13 protein-coding genes and 3 rRNA genes are annotated in these 17,719 nt (G+C 66.2%); 15 read left to right on the top strand and 1 reads right to left on the bottom strand.

The window, feature by feature from the left end:
• Positions 1-65: 65 nt before the first annotated feature.
• Positions 66-2,339 carry a serine/threonine-protein kinase gene (locus tag OH735_RS16250; protein WP_406382254.1) on the bottom strand — a complete coding sequence of 758 codons (2,274 nt, stop codon included), beginning with the start codon at positions 2,337-2,339 and terminating at the stop codon, positions 66-68.
• 123 nt (positions 2,340-2,462) lie between these two features.
• Between OH735_RS16250 and OH735_RS16245 the strand changes: the two genes are divergently transcribed.
• The 15 genes from OH735_RS16245 to OH735_RS16175 all read left to right on the top strand — a co-directional run bounded on the left by OH735_RS16245 (position 2,463) and on the right by OH735_RS16175 (position 17,709).
• Positions 2,463-2,786 (top strand): SH3 domain-containing protein, encoded by a 324-nt coding sequence (locus OH735_RS16245; protein WP_406382253.1) that lies wholly within the window; start codon positions 2,463-2,465, stop codon positions 2,784-2,786.
• 70 nt (positions 2,787-2,856) lie between these two features.
• The gene (locus tag OH735_RS16240; RefSeq protein ID WP_406382252.1) at positions 2,857-3,378 is read left to right on the top strand and encodes a hypothetical protein; all 522 of its coding nucleotides are present in this window, start codon (positions 2,857-2,859) and stop codon (positions 3,376-3,378) included.
• Between the two features lie 68 nt (positions 3,379-3,446).
• Entirely contained in the window at positions 3,447-4,235 is a 789-nt protein-coding gene (locus OH735_RS16235) for an ABC transporter ATP-binding protein (protein ID WP_406382251.1), read from the top strand.
• Positions 4,232-5,020, top strand: a complete 789-nt coding sequence (locus tag OH735_RS16230; RefSeq protein WP_406382250.1) for an ABC transporter permease — start codon at positions 4,232-4,234, stop codon at positions 5,018-5,020. Before OH735_RS16235 ends, OH735_RS16230 begins: the two co-directional genes overlap by 4 nt.
• Positions 5,021-5,094: 74 nt before the next feature.
• The gene (gene proC / locus OH735_RS16225) at positions 5,095-5,904 is read left to right on the top strand and encodes a pyrroline-5-carboxylate reductase (RefSeq protein WP_406382249.1); all 810 of its coding nucleotides are present in this window, start codon (positions 5,095-5,097) and stop codon (positions 5,902-5,904) included.
• Positions 5,905-6,693: 789 nt separating this feature from the next.
• A 16S ribosomal RNA gene (locus OH735_RS16220) occupies positions 6,694-8,219 on the top strand.
• A gap of 299 nt (positions 8,220-8,518) precedes the next feature.
• Positions 8,519-11,643 (top strand): 23S ribosomal RNA (locus OH735_RS16215).
• 77 nt (positions 11,644-11,720) lie between these two features.
• Positions 11,721-11,837, top strand: a 5S ribosomal RNA gene (gene rrf / locus OH735_RS16210).
• The 16S, 23S and 5S rRNA genes sit together here, the layout of an rRNA operon.
• Before the next feature lie 72 nt (positions 11,838-11,909).
• Positions 11,910-12,554 (top strand): HAD family hydrolase, encoded by a 645-nt coding sequence (locus OH735_RS16205; RefSeq protein ID WP_406382248.1) that lies wholly within the window; start codon positions 11,910-11,912, stop codon positions 12,552-12,554.
• Between the two features lie 42 nt (positions 12,555-12,596).
• A complete protein-coding gene (locus OH735_RS16200; protein ID WP_406382247.1) occupies positions 12,597-13,802 on the top strand; it encodes an MFS transporter in 1,206 nt (401 codons plus the stop codon).
• Positions 13,771-14,943: an acetoin utilization protein AcuC gene (locus OH735_RS16195; protein ID WP_406382246.1), complete on the top strand. Its 1,173-nt coding sequence runs from the start codon at positions 13,771-13,773 to the stop codon at positions 14,941-14,943. Before OH735_RS16200 ends, OH735_RS16195 begins: the two co-directional genes overlap by 32 nt.
• 122 nt (positions 14,944-15,065) lie before the next feature.
• Entirely contained in the window at positions 15,066-15,881 is an 816-nt protein-coding gene (locus OH735_RS16190) for a phosphatase (protein WP_406382245.1), read from the top strand.
• A gap of 128 nt (positions 15,882-16,009) precedes the next feature.
• Complete coding sequence (locus tag OH735_RS16185) at positions 16,010-16,222, top strand: helix-turn-helix domain-containing protein (protein WP_014046653.1); 213 nt, start codon at positions 16,010-16,012, stop codon at positions 16,220-16,222.
• A 109-nt stretch (positions 16,223-16,331) separates the two neighbouring features.
• Positions 16,332-16,430: a 30S ribosomal protein bS22 gene (locus OH735_RS16180; protein WP_003948845.1), complete on the top strand. Its 99-nt coding sequence runs from the start codon at positions 16,332-16,334 to the stop codon at positions 16,428-16,430.
• 184 nt (positions 16,431-16,614) lie between these two features.
• Complete coding sequence (locus tag OH735_RS16175; protein ID WP_406382244.1) at positions 16,615-17,709, top strand: NAD-dependent epimerase/dehydratase family protein; 1,095 nt, start codon at positions 16,615-16,617, stop codon at positions 17,707-17,709.
• The last annotated feature ends 10 nt before the right edge of the window (positions 17,710-17,719 follow it).

Below are 17,719 nucleotides of genomic sequence, written 5' to 3'. Positions count from 1 at the left end.
GGGCCTGATAACGCAATCTCGACTGAACCGGGCCTGATACGCAATAACGAAGCAGGACCCCGCTCTCACCAGCGAGCGGGGTCCTGCCCGTCCACGGCGAACACGGACCCGTCGGGCGCGGTCCCGAAGACGGCCCGGCCGGCGGCTACGGGGGCGGGCAGCGTCGAGGCGTACGTGAGCTTCCCGTCCCGGAGCCGGGGCCCCGTCTGCCCCAGCAGCGTTCCGCGTTCCGTGTCCACGGCGAGCAGCCGCCCGTCCGCCGCCGAGAAGTACAGCCGGTGTCCACCGGCGAGGACGGGCGCCGAGGTCCGCCCGGCAGCGGTCTCCAGCTGCCAGAGAACGGCCTCGCCGCCTGCCGGACGCGTGTCGACGGCCACCAGGGTCCCGCCGTGCGCCAGCAGATAGGCGGTGTCCCCGCCCACCACGACCTCCGGTTCGTTCATCCGGAACGGCAGCGCCACCCGGGCGACGCGCCCCCGCTCCGGGTCGTAGCGGACGAGCCCGACGGTCTGGGTGTCCCCGTTCATGGACGTCAGGACGAGTGCGCCGTCCGAGGTCCCCACCGGGGTGAGCATGCCGTCCAGCCGCCGCTGCCAGGTCACGCGCCCGGCCCGCGCGTCGACGGCCGTGACCAGCGTGGTGGACCCGTAGGCGGAGTGCTCGAACGCGTAGGCCAGCCCCGACGCGTCGTCGTACAGCGCGAAGTCCGGGCGCCGGTGCCCGGCGAGCGGATGCCGCCAGCGGGACACGCCGGTCGCCGAGTCGAGGGCCTCGGTCGTGCCGTCCTCGGCGACCAGCAGCAGCGTGTCACCCGCGGCGAAGGGGGTACCGAGGTACGGGGAGAGATCCGCCTGCCAGACCTGCTCGCCCTCGGCGGGGTCGTACGCCCGGAGCTTCCCGCCCGGCACCGCCGTGTGCACCAGATCGCCGGAGACCGACACGACACCGGCCGACGGGGCGTTCGCGGCGGCGCCATGGGACCACAGCACCCGGCCGTCCGCGGGATCCAGCCGAACGGCGCCGATACCGGCAGCGGCGCAGTACAGCGCCGTGGAACGCCCGGCAGCCGCCTTGCCGTCGCCGTCCTTGCCGTCATCGAGGGCGGCGCCGTCGCCGCCGCTGCTCGCCGCGGAGCAGACCGGCGTCGAGTTGCCCGAGGTCGGCAGCGGCGTATGCCACGGCGCGACCGCTTCCGCCGAACCCTTCGCCCCACCCGACTCCCCCGGCCCACCGGAGCCACCCGACGTACCCGAGCCACCCCCGTCGCCCACCACACCGGCCGCCCACACCCCACCGGCACCGATGACGAGCAGCGCGGCACCGGCCGCCAGCCACCGCCGCTTGCCGCCACGGTTGGCGGTCGCCCTTTTGCCCCGCGCAGCCGCGCCCGCGCCCGCGTGCGTGTCCGCGTCCGCCCGCGCCACGATCCCGGGGCCCGAGTCCGCCGTGGCTCCGGGCCCGGCCTCGACGGCGCCCGGTCTGCGCTGCGACGGTATGAACGCTGCGGCGTCGTACGAAGGAGGGCGCAGCGCCGCCATGATGTCGTCCGGCGTGGGCCGCTCCGCAGGGTCCTTCGCCAGGCACTGCCCGATCAGCGGCGCCAGCTCCGTGGGCACGCCCGTCAGGTCCGCCTCGTCGTGCACCACCTGGTAGGCCACGATGTACGGGCTGTCCGAATCGAAGGGCCCCCGGCCGGTCGCCGCGTGGACGAGCACGGAGCCCAGGGCGAACACATCCGCGGCGGGCCCGACCTCGCGCGGCCGCTGGAACTGCTCGGGCGCCATGTACGGCGGCGAGCCGATCAGCTTGCCCGTCTCGGTGCGCAGATCGCTGTCGTACGGGCGGGAGATCCCGAAGTCGATGACCTTGGGCCCGGAGTCGGTGAGCAGCACGTTGCTCGGCTTGAGGTCGCGGTGGATGACCCCGGCCCGATGGATGTCGCGCAGCGCCTCGGCCAGTCCGGCCGTCAGCCTGCGGAGTTCCGCGGGAGCCAGCGGCCCGTTCCGCTTCACCTGGTCGGAGAGCGTGGGGCCGGGCACGTACAGGGTGGCCATCCACGGCCGTGCGGCATCGGGGTCGGCGTCGACGACCGGCGCCGTGAAGGCCCCGCTGACCCGCCTCGCGGCCCCGACCTCCTGCCGGAAACGGGCCCTGAACTCGGGGTCCTGGGAGTAGTGCCGGTGCACCACCTTGACCGCCAGTTGCAGCCCCGAGGCCGAGCGAGCCAGGTGTACGACACCCATGCCACCCGCGCCGAGACATGCCTGCAGGCGGTATTGACCGGCGTATTCCGGATGCTCCGCTTCCGGATTGGCTCCGGTACCTCGCAGCGGCGGCATCGCCCACCCCCGTGTGTTCGTCCGCAAGCGCGACGCACGGAGCCTAGTCGATGGTGTGTGCGATACGGGCGGGGCTTGTAGCCTGCGCGTCGTACACACCGTCTCTCAACGGGGGAGGGCCTCATGGCCTTGGAAGAGCACACCGACAGCACCGCCGACGCGGCCGAGGGCGTGACCACGCTCGCCGGTACCGACGACGTCACCCGGTACCCCATCGCGCCCGGCTACCGCGTCAACGTCCGCACGGGACCGGGCACCCAGTACGGCATCGTCAGGACACTGCCGTACGGAGTGAAGGTCCCGGTCTACTGCCAGAAGCCGGGGGAGCGGGTCACCGGCCCGTACGGCACCTCGAACATCTGGGACAACATCGCCAACGGCCAGTTCGTGTCGGACGCCTACGTCCACACGGGCAGCGACGGCTACATCGCCCCGCGCTGCGACTGACCGGAACGGCGCGGGCCGCGACCGGGGGACCGCAGCCGGGACCGCGGCCCGCCCGGGGATAATCGACCTCGTGAGCGAGAACAGCGAAGCCCCCGGCTCCACCACGCCCGGCCCGCAGCCCGAGCCCCTGCTCTTCTTCGGTACGACCTGGGTCGACCACGACGGGGGCTACGGGCTGCGACGCGTCGGGACCGCGGTCGGCTCCCTCGCCGCCGCGGCCGCAGCCTGTTTCGTCCTGCGCTTCGCCTTCCAGGGGCTGGAGATCGCCGACGTCGGCAGCCTCGCCGGCACCCTGGTGGTCCTGATGTTCGCCATCTGCAGCGCCGTCGCCTTCCGCAAGACCTGGGAAGGATTCAGCCGCCGCCCGGCCGATCCGGCGCGCGAGGCGAGTCTGCGCGGTCTCAAGACGATCGGCTTCGTCGGCTCGCTGCTCGCGTACTTCCTCCGTACGTTCAAGGAGGCACCGGGCGAACAACTGCGCCGCACGGAGTACGAGGCGGCCCTCGCCCGCTACGCGAAGCGCCGCTCGGCCCGCACCGGCAACCCGGCCGCCCGCAAAACCACCAAGGGCAAGCGCCCCAAGCGCAAGTAGCACCCCACGCGCACCGGCGGTCCCCACATGTCTCGGCGCCCACGCTGCGCGTCGGTCACGATGGCCCCATGTCGCCCTCCGATCCCACCCCGGCCCCACCCCGCGCCCTCGCCATCGAGGCCCGTGGCCTCACCGTCGTACGAGGCAACCGCACCGTCCTGCGCGGCCTCGACTTCACCGTCGAAACCGGCAGGATCACCGGCCTCCTGGGCCCCTCCGGCTGCGGCAAATCCACCCTGATGCGTGCCGTCGTGGGCACCCAGGCCAAGGTCACCGGCACCCTCGACGTGCTCGGCAGCCCCGCGGGCGACCCCACTCTCCGCCCGCGCATCGGGTACGTCACCCAGGCCCCGTCCGTCTACACCGACCTGACGGTCCGACAGAACCTCGACTACTTCGCGGCGATCCTCCAGCCCGGCCGCAGGCACCGCGACGCACGCCGGACCGCCGTCACCCGCGCGATCGCCGAGGTCGACCTGACCGGCCACGCCGATGCCCTCGCCGACACCCTCTCCGGCGGCCAGCTCACCCGCGTCTCCCTCGCCGTGGCCCTGCTCGGCACCCCCGAACTCCTGGTCCTCGACGAACCGACCGTCGGCCTCGACCCGGTGCTCCGCCGCGACCTGTGGAACCTCTTCCACGCCCTCGCCGCCGACCGCGGCACCACACTCCTCGTCTCCTCCCACGTCATGGACGAGGCAGAGCGCTGCCACCGGCTCCTCCTCATGCGCGAGGGCGAGATCGTCGCCGACGACACCCCCGAGGCACTGCGCACCGCTGCCGGCGCCGCCACCGTCGAAGAGGCATTCCTCCACCTGGTCGACAAGGCCGCCATCCGTCAGGAGGCCGCCCGATGAGCACGCACCCGAACCCCGGCCCTCACCCCCGCCCGGCCGCACCACCCCTGAGTCCGGCCCGCACCCTCGCCACCGCCGCCCGCGTCCTGCGTCAACTCACCCACGACCCGCGCACCGTCGCGCTGCTCCTCCTGATCCCGGTCGTGATGATCACGCTGCTCCGGTACGTGTTCGACGGCAGCCCCCGCACCTTCGACGCCATCGGTGCCTCGCTCCTCGGCATCTTCCCGCTGATCACGATGTTCCTGGTGACCTCGATCGCCACCCTGCGCGAACGCACCTCGGGCACCCTCGAACGCCTCCTCGCCATGCCGCTCGGCAAGGGCGACCTCATCGGCGGCTACGCCCTCGCCTTCGGCGCCGTCGCCATCGTCCAGTCCCTCCTGGCCACCGCACTCTCGGTCTGGGCACTCGGCCTGGACGTCACCGGCTCCCCGTGGCTCCTGCTCCTCGTCGCCCTGCTCGACGCGCTGCTCGGCACGGCACTCGGCCTCTTCGTCTCGGCCTTCGCCGCATCCGAGTTCCAGGCCGTCCAGTTCATGCCGGCGGTGATCTTCCCGCAGCTCCTGCTCTGCGGACTGTTCATCGCGCGCGACCGGATGGCACCCGCCCTCGAAGCGATCTCGAACGTCCTGCCCATGTCGTACGCGGTCGACGGCATGAACGAGGTCCTCCACCACACCGACGTCACCGGCGACTTCGTCCGTGACGTCCTGATCGTGGCGGGCTGCGCCCTGCTCGTCCTCGCCCTTGGCGCAGCCACCCTCCGCCGCCGCACCGCCTGACGGGCCGGTGCGAGGATGGCGGAAACGAGTACCGAGCACCGAGAACCGTCAGCACCGCCCGGAGGGTGAACCACATGACCCAGACAGTCGCAGTCCTCGGCACCGGCAAGATCGGCGAGGCCCTGCTCAGCGGCATGATCCGGGCGGGCTGGCGCCCGGCGAACCTGCTGGTCACCACCCGCCGCTCCGAGCGCGCCGAGGAACTCCACAGCCGCTACGGCGTCGACTCCGTCACCAACGCCGAGGCCGCCAAGCGCGCCGACATCCTCATCCTCGCGGTCAAGCCCCAGGACATGGGCCGGCTCCTCGACGAACTCGCCGGGCACGTATCCGCCGACCGCCTGGTCATCAGCGCCGCCGCGGGCATCACGACCGCTTTCATCGAGGACCGCCTCGCCGCGAACACCCCGGTCGTACGCGTCATGCCGAACACCCCCGTCCTCGTCGACGAGGGCATGTCCGTCATCTCCGCGGGCAGCCACGCCACCACCGAACACCTCGCCGCCGCCGAGACGATCTTCGGCGGCGTCGGCAAGACCCTGCGCGTGCCCGAGTCCCAGCAGGACGCGGCAACCGCCCTCTCCGGCTCGGGCCCCGCGTACTTCTACTTCCTCGTCGAGGCGATGACGGACGCGGGCATCCTGCTCGGCCTGCCCCGCGCCCAGGCACACGAGCTGATCGTCCAGGCCGCCATCGGCGCCGCCGTCATGCTCCGCGACAGCGGCGAACACCCGGTCAAGCTCCGCGAGGCCGTCACGAGCCCGGCCGGCACCACCATCAGCGCCATCCGCGAACTGGAGAACCACGGCGTACGCGCCGCCCTCATCGCCGCCCTCGAAGCCGCGCGCGACCGCAGCCGCGAACTCGCCTCCGGCAACGGCTGACGGCCGGCAGGCCCCACGCACACCCCCTCCACCTGCGTCGCACCACCTTCGCGAACCCACTGCCGGGCAACGACACGGCGGTGGGTTCGCGCCCACGCCCGAGCCACCGGCCAGGCCCTGGGTTGACACGACACGCCCACGTACGTAATGTGCTCCGAGTTGTCCGATGTGAGCGCCGACCCTGGTCGGTCCCCGGACAGCCATTCCGCAGTAACCACATCGGTCAGCGACATCTGTCGCCTGACTTTCTGTGCGCATTTGCGAAATGAGGAATCCGCGTTCGAAGGAACAGGACCCCGATTAGCGTCGAGGCCCAGGATTCGCTAAAGTCTCACTCGTCGGAACGGCCCAACGGCCGGGAAGACAAACCCCGCTGACTGGGAATCAGGCCCGAAAGGATCTGATAGAGTCGGACTCGCCGGAAAGGGAAACGCGAAAGCGAAGAACTGGAAAGCGATCCCGTTTCGACCGGGAATCGGACACGAAAGAGTCTGATAAAGTCGGAAACGCAAGACCGAAGGGAAAAGCCCGGAGGAAAGCCCGAGAGAATGTTCTGCGGGTGAGTACAAAGGAAGCGTCCGTTCCTTGAGAACTCAACAGCGTGCCAAAAGTCAACGCCAGATATGTTGATACCCCGGCCTGCTTCGGCAGGTTGGTGGTTCCTTTGAAAGTCCCACGGGGTCAAAGACCCGGTGGGCAGTTTACACAGCGAGGACGCTGTGGACGATCGGTCTTATTCCGGCTGATCGTTCCGCTCTCGTGTTGTGTTGTCCCGATTACGGGAAAACATTCACGGAGAGTTTGATCCTGGCTCAGGACGAACGCTGGCGGCGTGCTTAACACATGCAAGTCGAACGATGAAGCCCTTCGGGGTGGATTAGTGGCGAACGGGTGAGTAACACGTGGGCAATCTGCCCTTCACTCTGGGACAAGCCCTGGAAACGGGGTCTAATACCGGATAACACTCTGTCCCGCATGGGACGGGGTTGAAAGCTCCGGCGGTGAAGGATGAGCCCGCGGCCTATCAGCTTGTTGGTGGGGTGATGGCCTACCAAGGCGACGACGGGTAGCCGGCCTGAGAGGGCGACCGGCCACACTGGGACTGAGACACGGCCCAGACTCCTACGGGAGGCAGCAGTGGGGAATATTGCACAATGGGCGAAAGCCTGATGCAGCGACGCCGCGTGAGGGATGACGGCCTTCGGGTTGTAAACCTCTTTCAGCAGGGAAGAAGCGAAAGTGACGGTACCTGCAGAAGAAGCGCCGGCTAACTACGTGCCAGCAGCCGCGGTAATACGTAGGGCGCAAGCGTTGTCCGGAATTATTGGGCGTAAAGAGCTCGTAGGCGGCTTGTTGCGTCGGTTGTGAAAGCCCGGGGCTTAACCCCGGGTCTGCAGTCGATACGGGCAGGCTAGAGTGTGGTAGGGGAGATCGGAATTCCTGGTGTAGCGGTGAAATGCGCAGATATCAGGAGGAACACCGGTGGCGAAGGCGGATCTCTGGGCCATTACTGACGCTGAGGAGCGAAAGCGTGGGGAGCGAACAGGATTAGATACCCTGGTAGTCCACGCCGTAAACGTTGGGAACTAGGTGTTGGCGACATTCCACGTCGTCGGTGCCGCAGCTAACGCATTAAGTTCCCCGCCTGGGGAGTACGGCCGCAAGGCTAAAACTCAAAGGAATTGACGGGGGCCCGCACAAGCAGCGGAGCATGTGGCTTAATTCGACGCAACGCGAAGAACCTTACCAAGGCTTGACATACACCGGAAAGCATCAGAGATGGTGCCCCCCTTGTGGTCGGTGTACAGGTGGTGCATGGCTGTCGTCAGCTCGTGTCGTGAGATGTTGGGTTAAGTCCCGCAACGAGCGCAACCCTTGTTCTGTGTTGCCAGCATGCCCTTCGGGGTGATGGGGACTCACAGGAGACTGCCGGGGTCAACTCGGAGGAAGGTGGGGACGACGTCAAGTCATCATGCCCCTTATGTCTTGGGCTGCACACGTGCTACAATGGCCGGTACAATGAGCTGCGATGCCGCGAGGCGGAGCGAATCTCAAAAAGCCGGTCTCAGTTCGGATTGGGGTCTGCAACTCGACCCCATGAAGTCGGAGTTGCTAGTAATCGCAGATCAGCATTGCTGCGGTGAATACGTTCCCGGGCCTTGTACACACCGCCCGTCACGTCACGAAAGTCGGTAACACCCGAAGCCGGTGGCCCAACCCCTTGTGGGAGGGAGCTGTCGAAGGTGGGACTGGCGATTGGGACGAAGTCGTAACAAGGTAGCCGTACCGGAAGGTGCGGCTGGATCACCTCCTTTCTAAGGAGCACTTCTTACCGGGCTTTGCCTGGTCAGAGGCCACTACGTCGGCAAATGTCCGACGGTGGTTGCTCATGGGTGGAACGTTGACTATTCGGCACGATGGGTTGTTGTTCACTAGTACTGCTTCGGCGTGGAACGTGGGTGATGGCTTGTCGGGTCGGGCACGTTGTTGGGTATCTGAGGGTACGGCCGTGAGGTCGCCTTCAGTTGCCGGCCCCGGTAAAGCACCGCTTGTGTGGTGTGTGACGGGTGGCTGGTCGTTGTTTGAGAACTGCACAGTGGACGCGAGCATCTGTGGCCAAGTTTTTAAGGGCGCACGGTGGATGCCTTGGCACCAGGAACCGATGAAGGACGTGGGAGGCCACGATAGGCCCCGGGGAGCTGTCAACCAAGCTTTGATCCGGGGGTGTCCGAATGGGGAAACCCGGCAGTCGTCATGGGCTGTCACCCGCTGCTGAACACATAGGCAGTGTGGAGGGAACGAGGGGAAGTGAAACATCTCAGTACCCTCAGGAAGAGAAAACAACCGTGATTCCGGGAGTAGTGGCGAGCGAAACTGGATGAGGCCAAACCGTATGCGTGTGATACCCGGCAGGGGTTGCGCATGCGGGGTTGCGGGAGTTCTCTTGATCAATCTGCCGATTGGTCGACGAGTCAGAAACCGTTGATGTAGGCGAAGGACATGCGAAAGGTCCGGCGTAGAGGGTAAGACCCCCGTAGCTGAAACATCAACGGCTCGTTTGAGAATTTCCCAAGTAGCACGGGGCCCGAGAAATCCCGTGTGAATCTGGCGGGACCACCCGCTAAGCCTAAATATTCCCTGGTGACCGATAGCGGATAGTACCGTGAGGGAATGGTGAAAAGTACCGCGGGAGCGGAGTGAAATAGTACCTGAAACCGTGTGCCTACAAGCCGTGGGAGCGTCGCTGTTGTTCTTCGGAGCAACAGTCGTGACTGCGTGCCTTTTGAAGAATGAGCCTGCGAGTTTGCGGTGTGTTGCGAGGTTAACCCGTGTGGGGAAGCCGTAGCGAAAGCGAGTCCGAATAGGGCGGTTGAGTAGCACGCTCAAGACCCGAAGCGGAGTGATCTAGCCATGGGCAGGTTGAAGCGGAGGTAAGACTTCGTGGAGGACCGAACCCACCAGGGTTGAAAACCTGGGGGATGACCTGTGGTTAGGGGTGAAAGGCCAATCAAACTCCGTGATAGCTGGTTCTCCCCGAAATGCATTTAGGTGCAGCGTCGTGTGTTTCTTACCGGAGGTAGAGCACTGGATAGGCGATGGGCCCTACCGGGTTACTGACCTTAGCCAAACTCCGAATGCCGGTAAGTGAGAGCGCGGCAGTGAGACTGTGGGGGATAAGCTCCATGGTCGAGAGGGAAACAGCCCAGAGCATCGACTAAGGCCCCTAAGCGTACGCTAAGTGGGAAAGGATGTGGAGTCGCAGAGACAACCAGGAGGTTGGCTTAGAAGCAGCCATCCTTGAAAGAGTGCGTAATAGCTCACTGGTCAAGTGATTCCGCGCCGACAATGTAGCGGGGCTCAAGCGTACCGCCGAAGTCGTGTCATTCCAGCATATAGGGCCAACGCCTGCTGGGATGGGTAGGGGAGCGTCGTGTGCCGGGTGAAGCAGCCGCGGAAGCGAGTTGTGGACGGTTCACGAGTGAGAATGCAGGCATGAGTAGCGATACACACGTGAGAAACGTGTGCGCCGATTGACTAAGGGTTCCTGGGTCAAGCTGATCTGCCCAGGGTAAGTCGGGACCTAAGGCGAGGCCGACAGGCGTAGTCGATGGACAACCGGTTGATATTCCGGTACCCGCTTTGAAACGCCCAATACTGAATCAGGCGATGCTAAGTCCGTGAAGCCGGCCCGATCTCTTCGGAGTTGAGGGTAGTGGTGGAGCCGACGAACCAGACTTGTATTAGGTAAGCGATGGGGTGACGCAGGAAGGTAGTCCAGCCCGGGCGGTGGTTGTCCCGGGGTAAGGGTGTAGGCCGTGTGGTAGGTAAATCCGTCACACATTAAGGCTGAGACCTGATGCCGAGCCGATTGTGGTGAAGTGGATGATCCTATGCTGTCGAGAAAAGCCTCTAGCGAGTTTCATGGCGGCCCGTACCCTAAACCGACTCAGGTGGTCAGGTAGAGAATACCGAGGCGTTCGGGTGAACTATGGTTAAGGAACTCGGCAAAATGCCCCCGTAACTTCGGGAGAAGGGGGGCCATCACTGGTGAGGAGACTTGCTCTCCGAGCTGGGGGTGGCCGCAGAGACCAGCGAGAAGCGACTGTTTACTAAAAACACAGGTCCGTGCGAAGCCGTAAGGCGATGTATACGGACTGACGCCTGCCCGGTGCTGGAACGTTAAGGGGACCGGTTAGCCGACTTTCGGGTCGGCGAAGCTGAGAACTTAAGCGCCAGTAAACGGCGGTGGTAACTATAACCATCCTAAGGTAGCGAAATTCCTTGTCGGGTAAGTTCCGACCTGCACGAATGGCGTAACGACTTCTCGACTGTCTCAACCATAGGCCCGGTGAAATTGCACTACGAGTAAAGATGCTCGTTTCGCGCAGCAGGACGGAAAGACCCCGGGACCTTTACTACAGTTTGATATTGGTGTTCGGTTCGGCTTGTGTAGGATAGGTGGGAGACTTTGAAGCGGCCACGCCAGTGGTTGTGGAGTCGTCGTTGAAATACCACTCTGGTCGTGCTGGATGTCTAACCTGGGTCCGTGATCCGGATCAGGGACAGTGTCTGATGGGTAGTTTAACTGGGGCGGTTGCCTCCTAAAGAGTAACGGAGGCGCCCAAAGGTTCCCTCAGCCTGGTTGGCAATCAGGTGTTGAGTGTAAGTGCACAAGGGAGCTTGACTGTGAGACCGACGGGTCGAGCAGGGACGAAAGTCGGGACTAGTGATCCGGCAGTGGCTTGTGGAAGCGCTGTCGCTCAACGGATAAAAGGTACCCCGGGGATAACAGGCTGATCTTCCCCAAGAGTCCATATCGACGGGATGGTTTGGCACCTCGATGTCGGCTCGTCGCATCCTGGGGCTGGAGTCGGTCCCAAGGGTTGGGCTGTTCGCCCATTAAAGCGGTACGCGAGCTGGGTTTAGAACGTCGTGAGACAGTTCGGTCCCTATCCGCTGTGCGCGTAGGAATATTGAGAAGGGCTGTCCCTAGTACGAGAGGACCGGGACGGACGAACCTCTGGTGTGCCAGTTGTTCTGCCAAGGGCATGGCTGGTTGGCTACGTTCGGAAAGGATAACCGCTGAAAGCATCTAAGCGGGAAGCCTGCTTCGAGATGAGTATTCCCACCAACTTGATTGGTTAAGGCTCCCAGTAGACGACTGGGTTGATAGGCCAGATGTGGAAGCCCGGTAACGGGTGGAGCTGACTGGTACTAATAGGCCGAGGGCTTGTCCTCAGTTGCTCGCGTCCACTGTGTTTGTTCTGAAATAACGAACGGCCGTGTTGTTCCGGTGTTGGTTAATTTCATAGTGTTTCGGTGGTCATTGCGTTAGGGAAACGCCCGGTTACATTCCGAACCCGGAAGCTAAGCCTTTCAGCGCCGATGGTACTGCAGGGGGGACCCTGTGGGAGAGTAGGACGCCGCCGAACTCCTTTTACGGGAAAGCCCCGTGCCCTTGTGGCACGGGGCTTTTCTGCGTTCGGAGCGTCTAGGCTCGATCCATGCGCTACGAACTGGTCATCTTCGACAACGACGGTGTGCTCGTGGACAGCGAGCCGATCTCCAACACCATCCTGTCCGAGTACCTCACGGAACTCGGACACCCCACCTCGTACCAGGAGTGCCTTCGCGACTACATGGGGGCTGCCGTGCACCGAGTGCACGACCTCGTCGAGGAAAGGACCGGGGAGAAGCTGCCCGCGGACTTCGACGAAACGCTCCACTCACGGATTTTCGCGGCCTTCCAGCAGGAGCTGGAACCGGTGGCGGGCATCGACGACGTGCTGGGGAAGCTTGTTGCCGACGGGGTCGCCTATTGCGTCGCGTCCTCGGGGAGCCATGAGCGGATCCGGGTCGGGCACCGCAAGACCGGGATCGATCAGTGGTTCGAGGAGGACTGGATCTTCAGCGCGGACGACGTGGCGCGCGGAAAGCCGGCGCCCGATCTGTTCCTGCTTGCCGCCGAGCGGATGGGTGTTCCTCCCGAGCGGTGCGTCGTCATCGAGGACAGCCCGCTCGGAGTGGAGGCGGCCCGGGCCGCGGGGATGGACGTGTACGGGTTTACGTCGATGATGCCCTCGGACCGGCTCGCCGGGGTGACCGGGCTCTTCTCCGACATGAGCCAACTGCGGGAATTGCTCGCCTGATCCATCTACCCATGGGTAGATACTGGCCTTACGCTCGCGGCCATGACACATGCTCGGTTGCGGCACGGCAGGGCCTCCCTCGCGTTGAGCTTCTTCGTGCAGGGAGTCACCTTTGCTCTGCTCGTGACGCGGATTCCCGCCATCCAGGACCGGTACGGGATATCCGACGGGCTGTTGCCGGTGTTTCTGGCCGCGGTGCCGATCCTGGCCGGGGTGGGCAGCGTTGTCACCGAGAAGGTGGTCGCGCGGGTGCGGCCCGGGGTCGTACTGCGGTGGGCGCAGCCTGTTGTGATGCTTGCGCTGCTTGGTGCCGGGGCCGGGAGCGCGTTGTGGGAAGCGGTTCTGGCGCTCGGGGTGTTCGGGCTTGCCGTCGGGGCGCTCGATGCCTCCATGAACATGATGGGGGTCAGCCTTCAGCGGGCGTACGGGCGTTCCATCATGCTGGGGTTCCATGCCTCGTACAGCCTGGGCGGGATCGCCGGGGCGTCCATGGCGTGGGCCGGGGCGCACTGGGACCTGTCGCTGTTGGCTTCGTACCTGCCGGCGGTCGTCGTGCTGCTGCCCGTCGCGTTCATCGGGAGCCGGTGGTACGCCGAGGGTGCGTCCGCCGAGGCGGGCCCGGTGGAGGGGCAGGGGAAGGGGGCCGCGTCGGTTTCCTTCAAGTTGCTGATGCCGCTCTGTCTGGTGATGAGCTTCGCGTACATCGGGGACTCGACGGTCTCCAACTGGAGCGCCAAGTATCTGCAGGACGTGCTGGGGAGTTCGGAGCAGCTGTCGACGGTTCCGTACAACGTCTACATGGTGACGACGCTGCTGGGGCGGACTGTCGGGGACTTCGGGGTGCGGCGGTTCGGGGCGGTTGCGGTGGTGCGGTGCGGGAGTGTGCTGGCCGCGGCCGGGTTCGCTGTGGTGGCGCTGGCCGGTGGGGCGTGGGTCGGGATGCTCGGGTTCACCCTGCTGGGTCTCGGGCTGTGTGTGATCGTGCCGCAGACGTTCGCCGCTGCCGGGCGGATGTTCCCCGGGGCGAGTGATACGGCCATCGCGCGGCTGAATGTCTTCAACTACGTGGGATTCCTGGTGGGGTCGCCGCTCGTGGGGGCGCTCGGGGACGCCTGGAGCTACCGGGGGGCGATGCTCGTCCCGATGGTGCTGGTCCTGGCGACGCTCGTGTACGCCAAGTCGTTCGGCGCGGAACCCGCCCGATACGGTGGCGGGCATGAGCGGCCGCGCACAGTTGATGTGGGATGACGCAGTAACGGGATACGACTTCGGCGAAAGTCATCCGATGGACCCCGTGAGACTGGCTCTGACGATGGGGCTGGTGCGGGCGTTCGGGCTCGACCGCGCGGTGGATGTGGTGGCGGCCAAGCCCGCCGGCGAGTCCACGCTGCGGCTGGTGCACCGTGAGGACTATGTCGCCGCCGTGCGTGCCGCGTCGGCGGATCCGAAGCACGCCGATCAGAACTACGGGCTCGGGACGGTCGACGATCCCGCGTTCGCGGGGATGCACGAGGTGTCGGCGCTGATCGCCGGGCAGTCGGTGGCTGCGGCCGAGGCGGTGTGGCGTGGGGACACCGCGCATGCCGTGAACTTCACGGGCGGGCTGCACCATGCCATGCCGGCCGGTGCGGCAGGGTTCTGCATCTACAACGATCCGGCGCTCGCCATCGCGCGGCTGCTGGAGCTGGGTGCCGAGCGGGTCGCGTACATCGATGTGGACGTGCACCACGGGGACGGTGTGCAGGCGGCCTTCTGGGAGGACCCGCGGGTTCTGACCGTGTCGCTGCACGAGCACCCGCGCACGTTGTTCCCGCAGACCGGCTGGCCGGAGGAGACCGGCGCCGGGGCCGGTGAGGGCAGTGCGGTGAACGTGGCGTTGCCGGCCGGTACGGGGGACGCGGGCTGGCTGCGGGCGTTCCATGCGGTGGTGCCGGAGCTGCTGGCGGACTTCCGGCCGCAGGTGCTGGTGAGTCAGCACGGGGCCGATACACACTTCGAGGACCCGCTCGCCCACCTGGCGGTGTCGCTGGACGCGCAGCGGTCGGTGATGGCTGCCTGTCACGATCTCGCCCACGAGTACGTGGAGGGCGGGCGCTGGGTGGCGCTCGGCGGCGGCGGTTACGCGGTGGTCGACGTGGTGCCGCGGTCCTGGACGCATCTGGTGGGGATCGCCGCGCACGCGCCGGTGGATCCCGAGTCGGTGATTCCGGCCTCGTGGCGGGACGAGGTGTACGCGCGGACCCGGCAGCCGGGACCGGCCCGGATGACGGACGGGCGTACTCCTTCCTGGAAGTCGTGGGAGGAGGGGTACGACCCCGCGGACCGGGTGGACCAGGCGGTGCGGGCGACCAGGCGGGCGGCGTTCCCGTTGCGGGGGCTGCTGGCCTGAGGTGGGCGGGGGCGGTCGCGGTGCGGCCGTTTTCGTGCGGTGGTGAGGAAGGGTTACGCCAACTGTGGGGCGTAACCGGGTTTCCGGCCCCCCGTCCGGGTGGTTGCGGCAGCATCGGTGGGGTGTTGAGCACCGGAGCGCTGCGTGCGCATCTGCTGGCGGCCCGGCTGGCCGGGCCCGTGGCCACATCGAGGGAAGTGAGCCTGCGGAGCTATCGGCTCTTCGCGGCCCGCGACCCTCGGGTGACGCTCGGCCTCGATCCCGAATGGCGCTGGGAAGAGTCCGATCTTCTTCGTCTGATGGCCGATAAGTGTGGTGTTTCGGACGATCCCGCTCATGTTTCGGGTTCTGATGTGATCGATCCGGAGCGGACCCTGGCGGCTCTGGATTCCTTCGCGGAGCGGCTGTCGCATGCGGTGGCCCGGCGGGCGCCGGTGCTGTTCGGGACCGGTCATCCGCATCGGCTGCTCGGTTTCTACGCAGAGCTGGCAGACGCCCTGTCGGCGGCCGGGTGCCCCGTACTCACCCCCGCGCAGGGCCGATGTATCGACATAACGACCCGGTTCGGCGTACGCACGCACAACCTGGATTACGTACGAGGGGTCGCGATGGTGCGCGAACCGGGCGCGCGGGCTCCCGGTGATGACACCGGCGCGCATACCCATTCACCGCTGCCGGTCCGGATCGTTCTGGAGTCGGCGGCAAAGGGGTGCGGGCGGCTGCCGGAGTTGGTCGTCGGGGACCACGGATGGGTCTGCGGGGCAGGTCAGCTGGGCATCGAGGCGATCGGCCTGGCGGATACGGACGATCCCGCACTGTTCGTCGGCGAGGCGGAGGGGCGGGTGTCGGTCGCCGTTCCGCTCGATGACGCCGTACGGTCCGCCCACTACCGGCCGCTCACGCGCTATGTGCTCAATCGGGCGTGTCTGTCACAGTAGGCGGCCGATCGTCTCTCCTCTTCCCCACTCGCATCACCCGCCCCTAGTCTGGGGAGTGAGCGCACAACGACGAAGAGTCACCGGAGGGGAAGCCGGTGCGCGTCTCGTGCGGAAGGTACAGGTGGGTCATGGCTGCTGGCAGCGAGAGGCCTCTCAACGAGGTCAAGTTTCTGACTGTGGCGGAAGTCGCCTCGGTCATGAGGGTGTCGAAGATGACCGTGTACCGCTTGGTGCACAGCGGTCATCTGCCGGCGATCCGGGTGGGCAGGTCATTCCGGGTTCCGGAGCAAGCGGTTCACGAGTATCTCCGCGAGTCCTTTGTGGGGGTGGAGTCCGCCTGAGGTTCACCTCGGATTACGCCCCTCACGCGGTGGCGGGTAGGCTAGGCCGACGTAGGTCGTGTGGGCCCAGACGCCCCGCACCAGTGAAGAGAAGTGAGCGAGGGTAGTCGTGGGCTCTGTTATCAAGAAGCGGCGCAAGCGGATGGCCAAGAAGAAGCACCGCAAGCTGCTCAAGCGCACGCGCGTTCAGCGTCGCAACAAGAAGTAGGCGAACGCAGTTCGTGAATCCGCAGCCCTTCCGTCCTTGTGGCGGGAGGGCTGCGGCGCGTTGTGGGGAGGTACCCGCATTCGGGCCAAAGTCTTGGCACAAGGCCGCCGTGCGGTCATCACAGGGCAACATCCACCCGCTACGGTGACGGCCAGGGGAAACCTTTCGACGGAAGGCGCTGATCTTGGGGAAGGTCGTGCTGGTCACGGGAGCGGCCCGGCAGCTGGGCGGCCGCTTCGTGCGGCGCATCCAGCGTGATCCGGAAGTGGACCGGGTGATCGCCGTCGACGCGGTCATGCCCGGACACCGGCTGGGCGACGCCGACTTCGTGACCGCGGACATCCGCCAGCCCGCGATCGCCAGAGTCCTCGCCGAGTACTCTGTCGACACGGTCGTCCATCTGGACGTCTCCGCGAAGGTGGTCGGCACGGGTGGTCGGACGACGGTCAAGGAGACCAACGTCATCGGCACCATGCAGCTGCTCGGGGCCTGTCAGAAGGCGCCGAGCGTGCGGCGGTTGGTCGTCAAGTCCAGTACGAACGTGTACGGCTCCGCGCCCCGCGATCCAGCGGTCTTCACGGAGACCACTCCGCCCAAGTCCCTGCCGAGCGGGGGCTTCGCCAAGGACGTGGTGGAGGTCGAGGGGTACGTACGGGGCTTCGCGCGCCGCCGGCCGGACGTCGCCGTCTGCGTGCTCAGGTTCGCGAACATCCTGGGGCCGGAGGCGGATTCGCCGCTCGCCGACTATCTGTCGCTGCCCGTAATGCCCACGGTGTTCGGTTACGACCCGAGGCTCCAGTTCGTGCACGAGGACGATGTCGTCGACGTACTGGGGATCGCCTCGCGCGAGCCGAGGCGCGGGACGCTGAACAGCGGCACCTTCAACATCGCCGGGGACGGCGTGCTGCTGCTCTCGCAGTGCTCGCGGCGGCTGGGGCGGCCGACGATGCCGTTGCTGCTGCCCGCGGTCACGTGGGTGGGTCAGGCGCTGCGTACGGTCGGCATGACGGACTTCTCGCCGGAGCAGATCAGGCTGCTCACCCACGGCCGGGTGGTCTCCACCGTCCAGATGCGCGAGACGCTGGGCTTCCACCCGGAGTTCACCACCGCGGAGACGTTCGCGGAGTTCGCGCGCAGTCAGGGGCCGGGGCTGCTGCCGCCCGAGGCGGTGGGAAGGGCGGTCGACAGAGTGGCCGCCATGCCGTTCGCCGGGGCGGCCGGCGATGGTCCGGGGATCACCGGGGCGGGCGACACGTACCCGACCCCCAGCGGCAGGTAGAGGAGCGCAT

Source organism: Streptomyces sp. NBC_01618 (assembly GCF_045209435.1).
Taxonomy (GTDB): domain Bacteria; phylum Actinomycetota; class Actinomycetes; order Streptomycetales; family Streptomycetaceae; genus Streptomyces.
The sequence above is the reverse complement of the archived record's forward strand: the minus strand, read 5'-3'. Positions and strand labels throughout refer to the sequence as shown.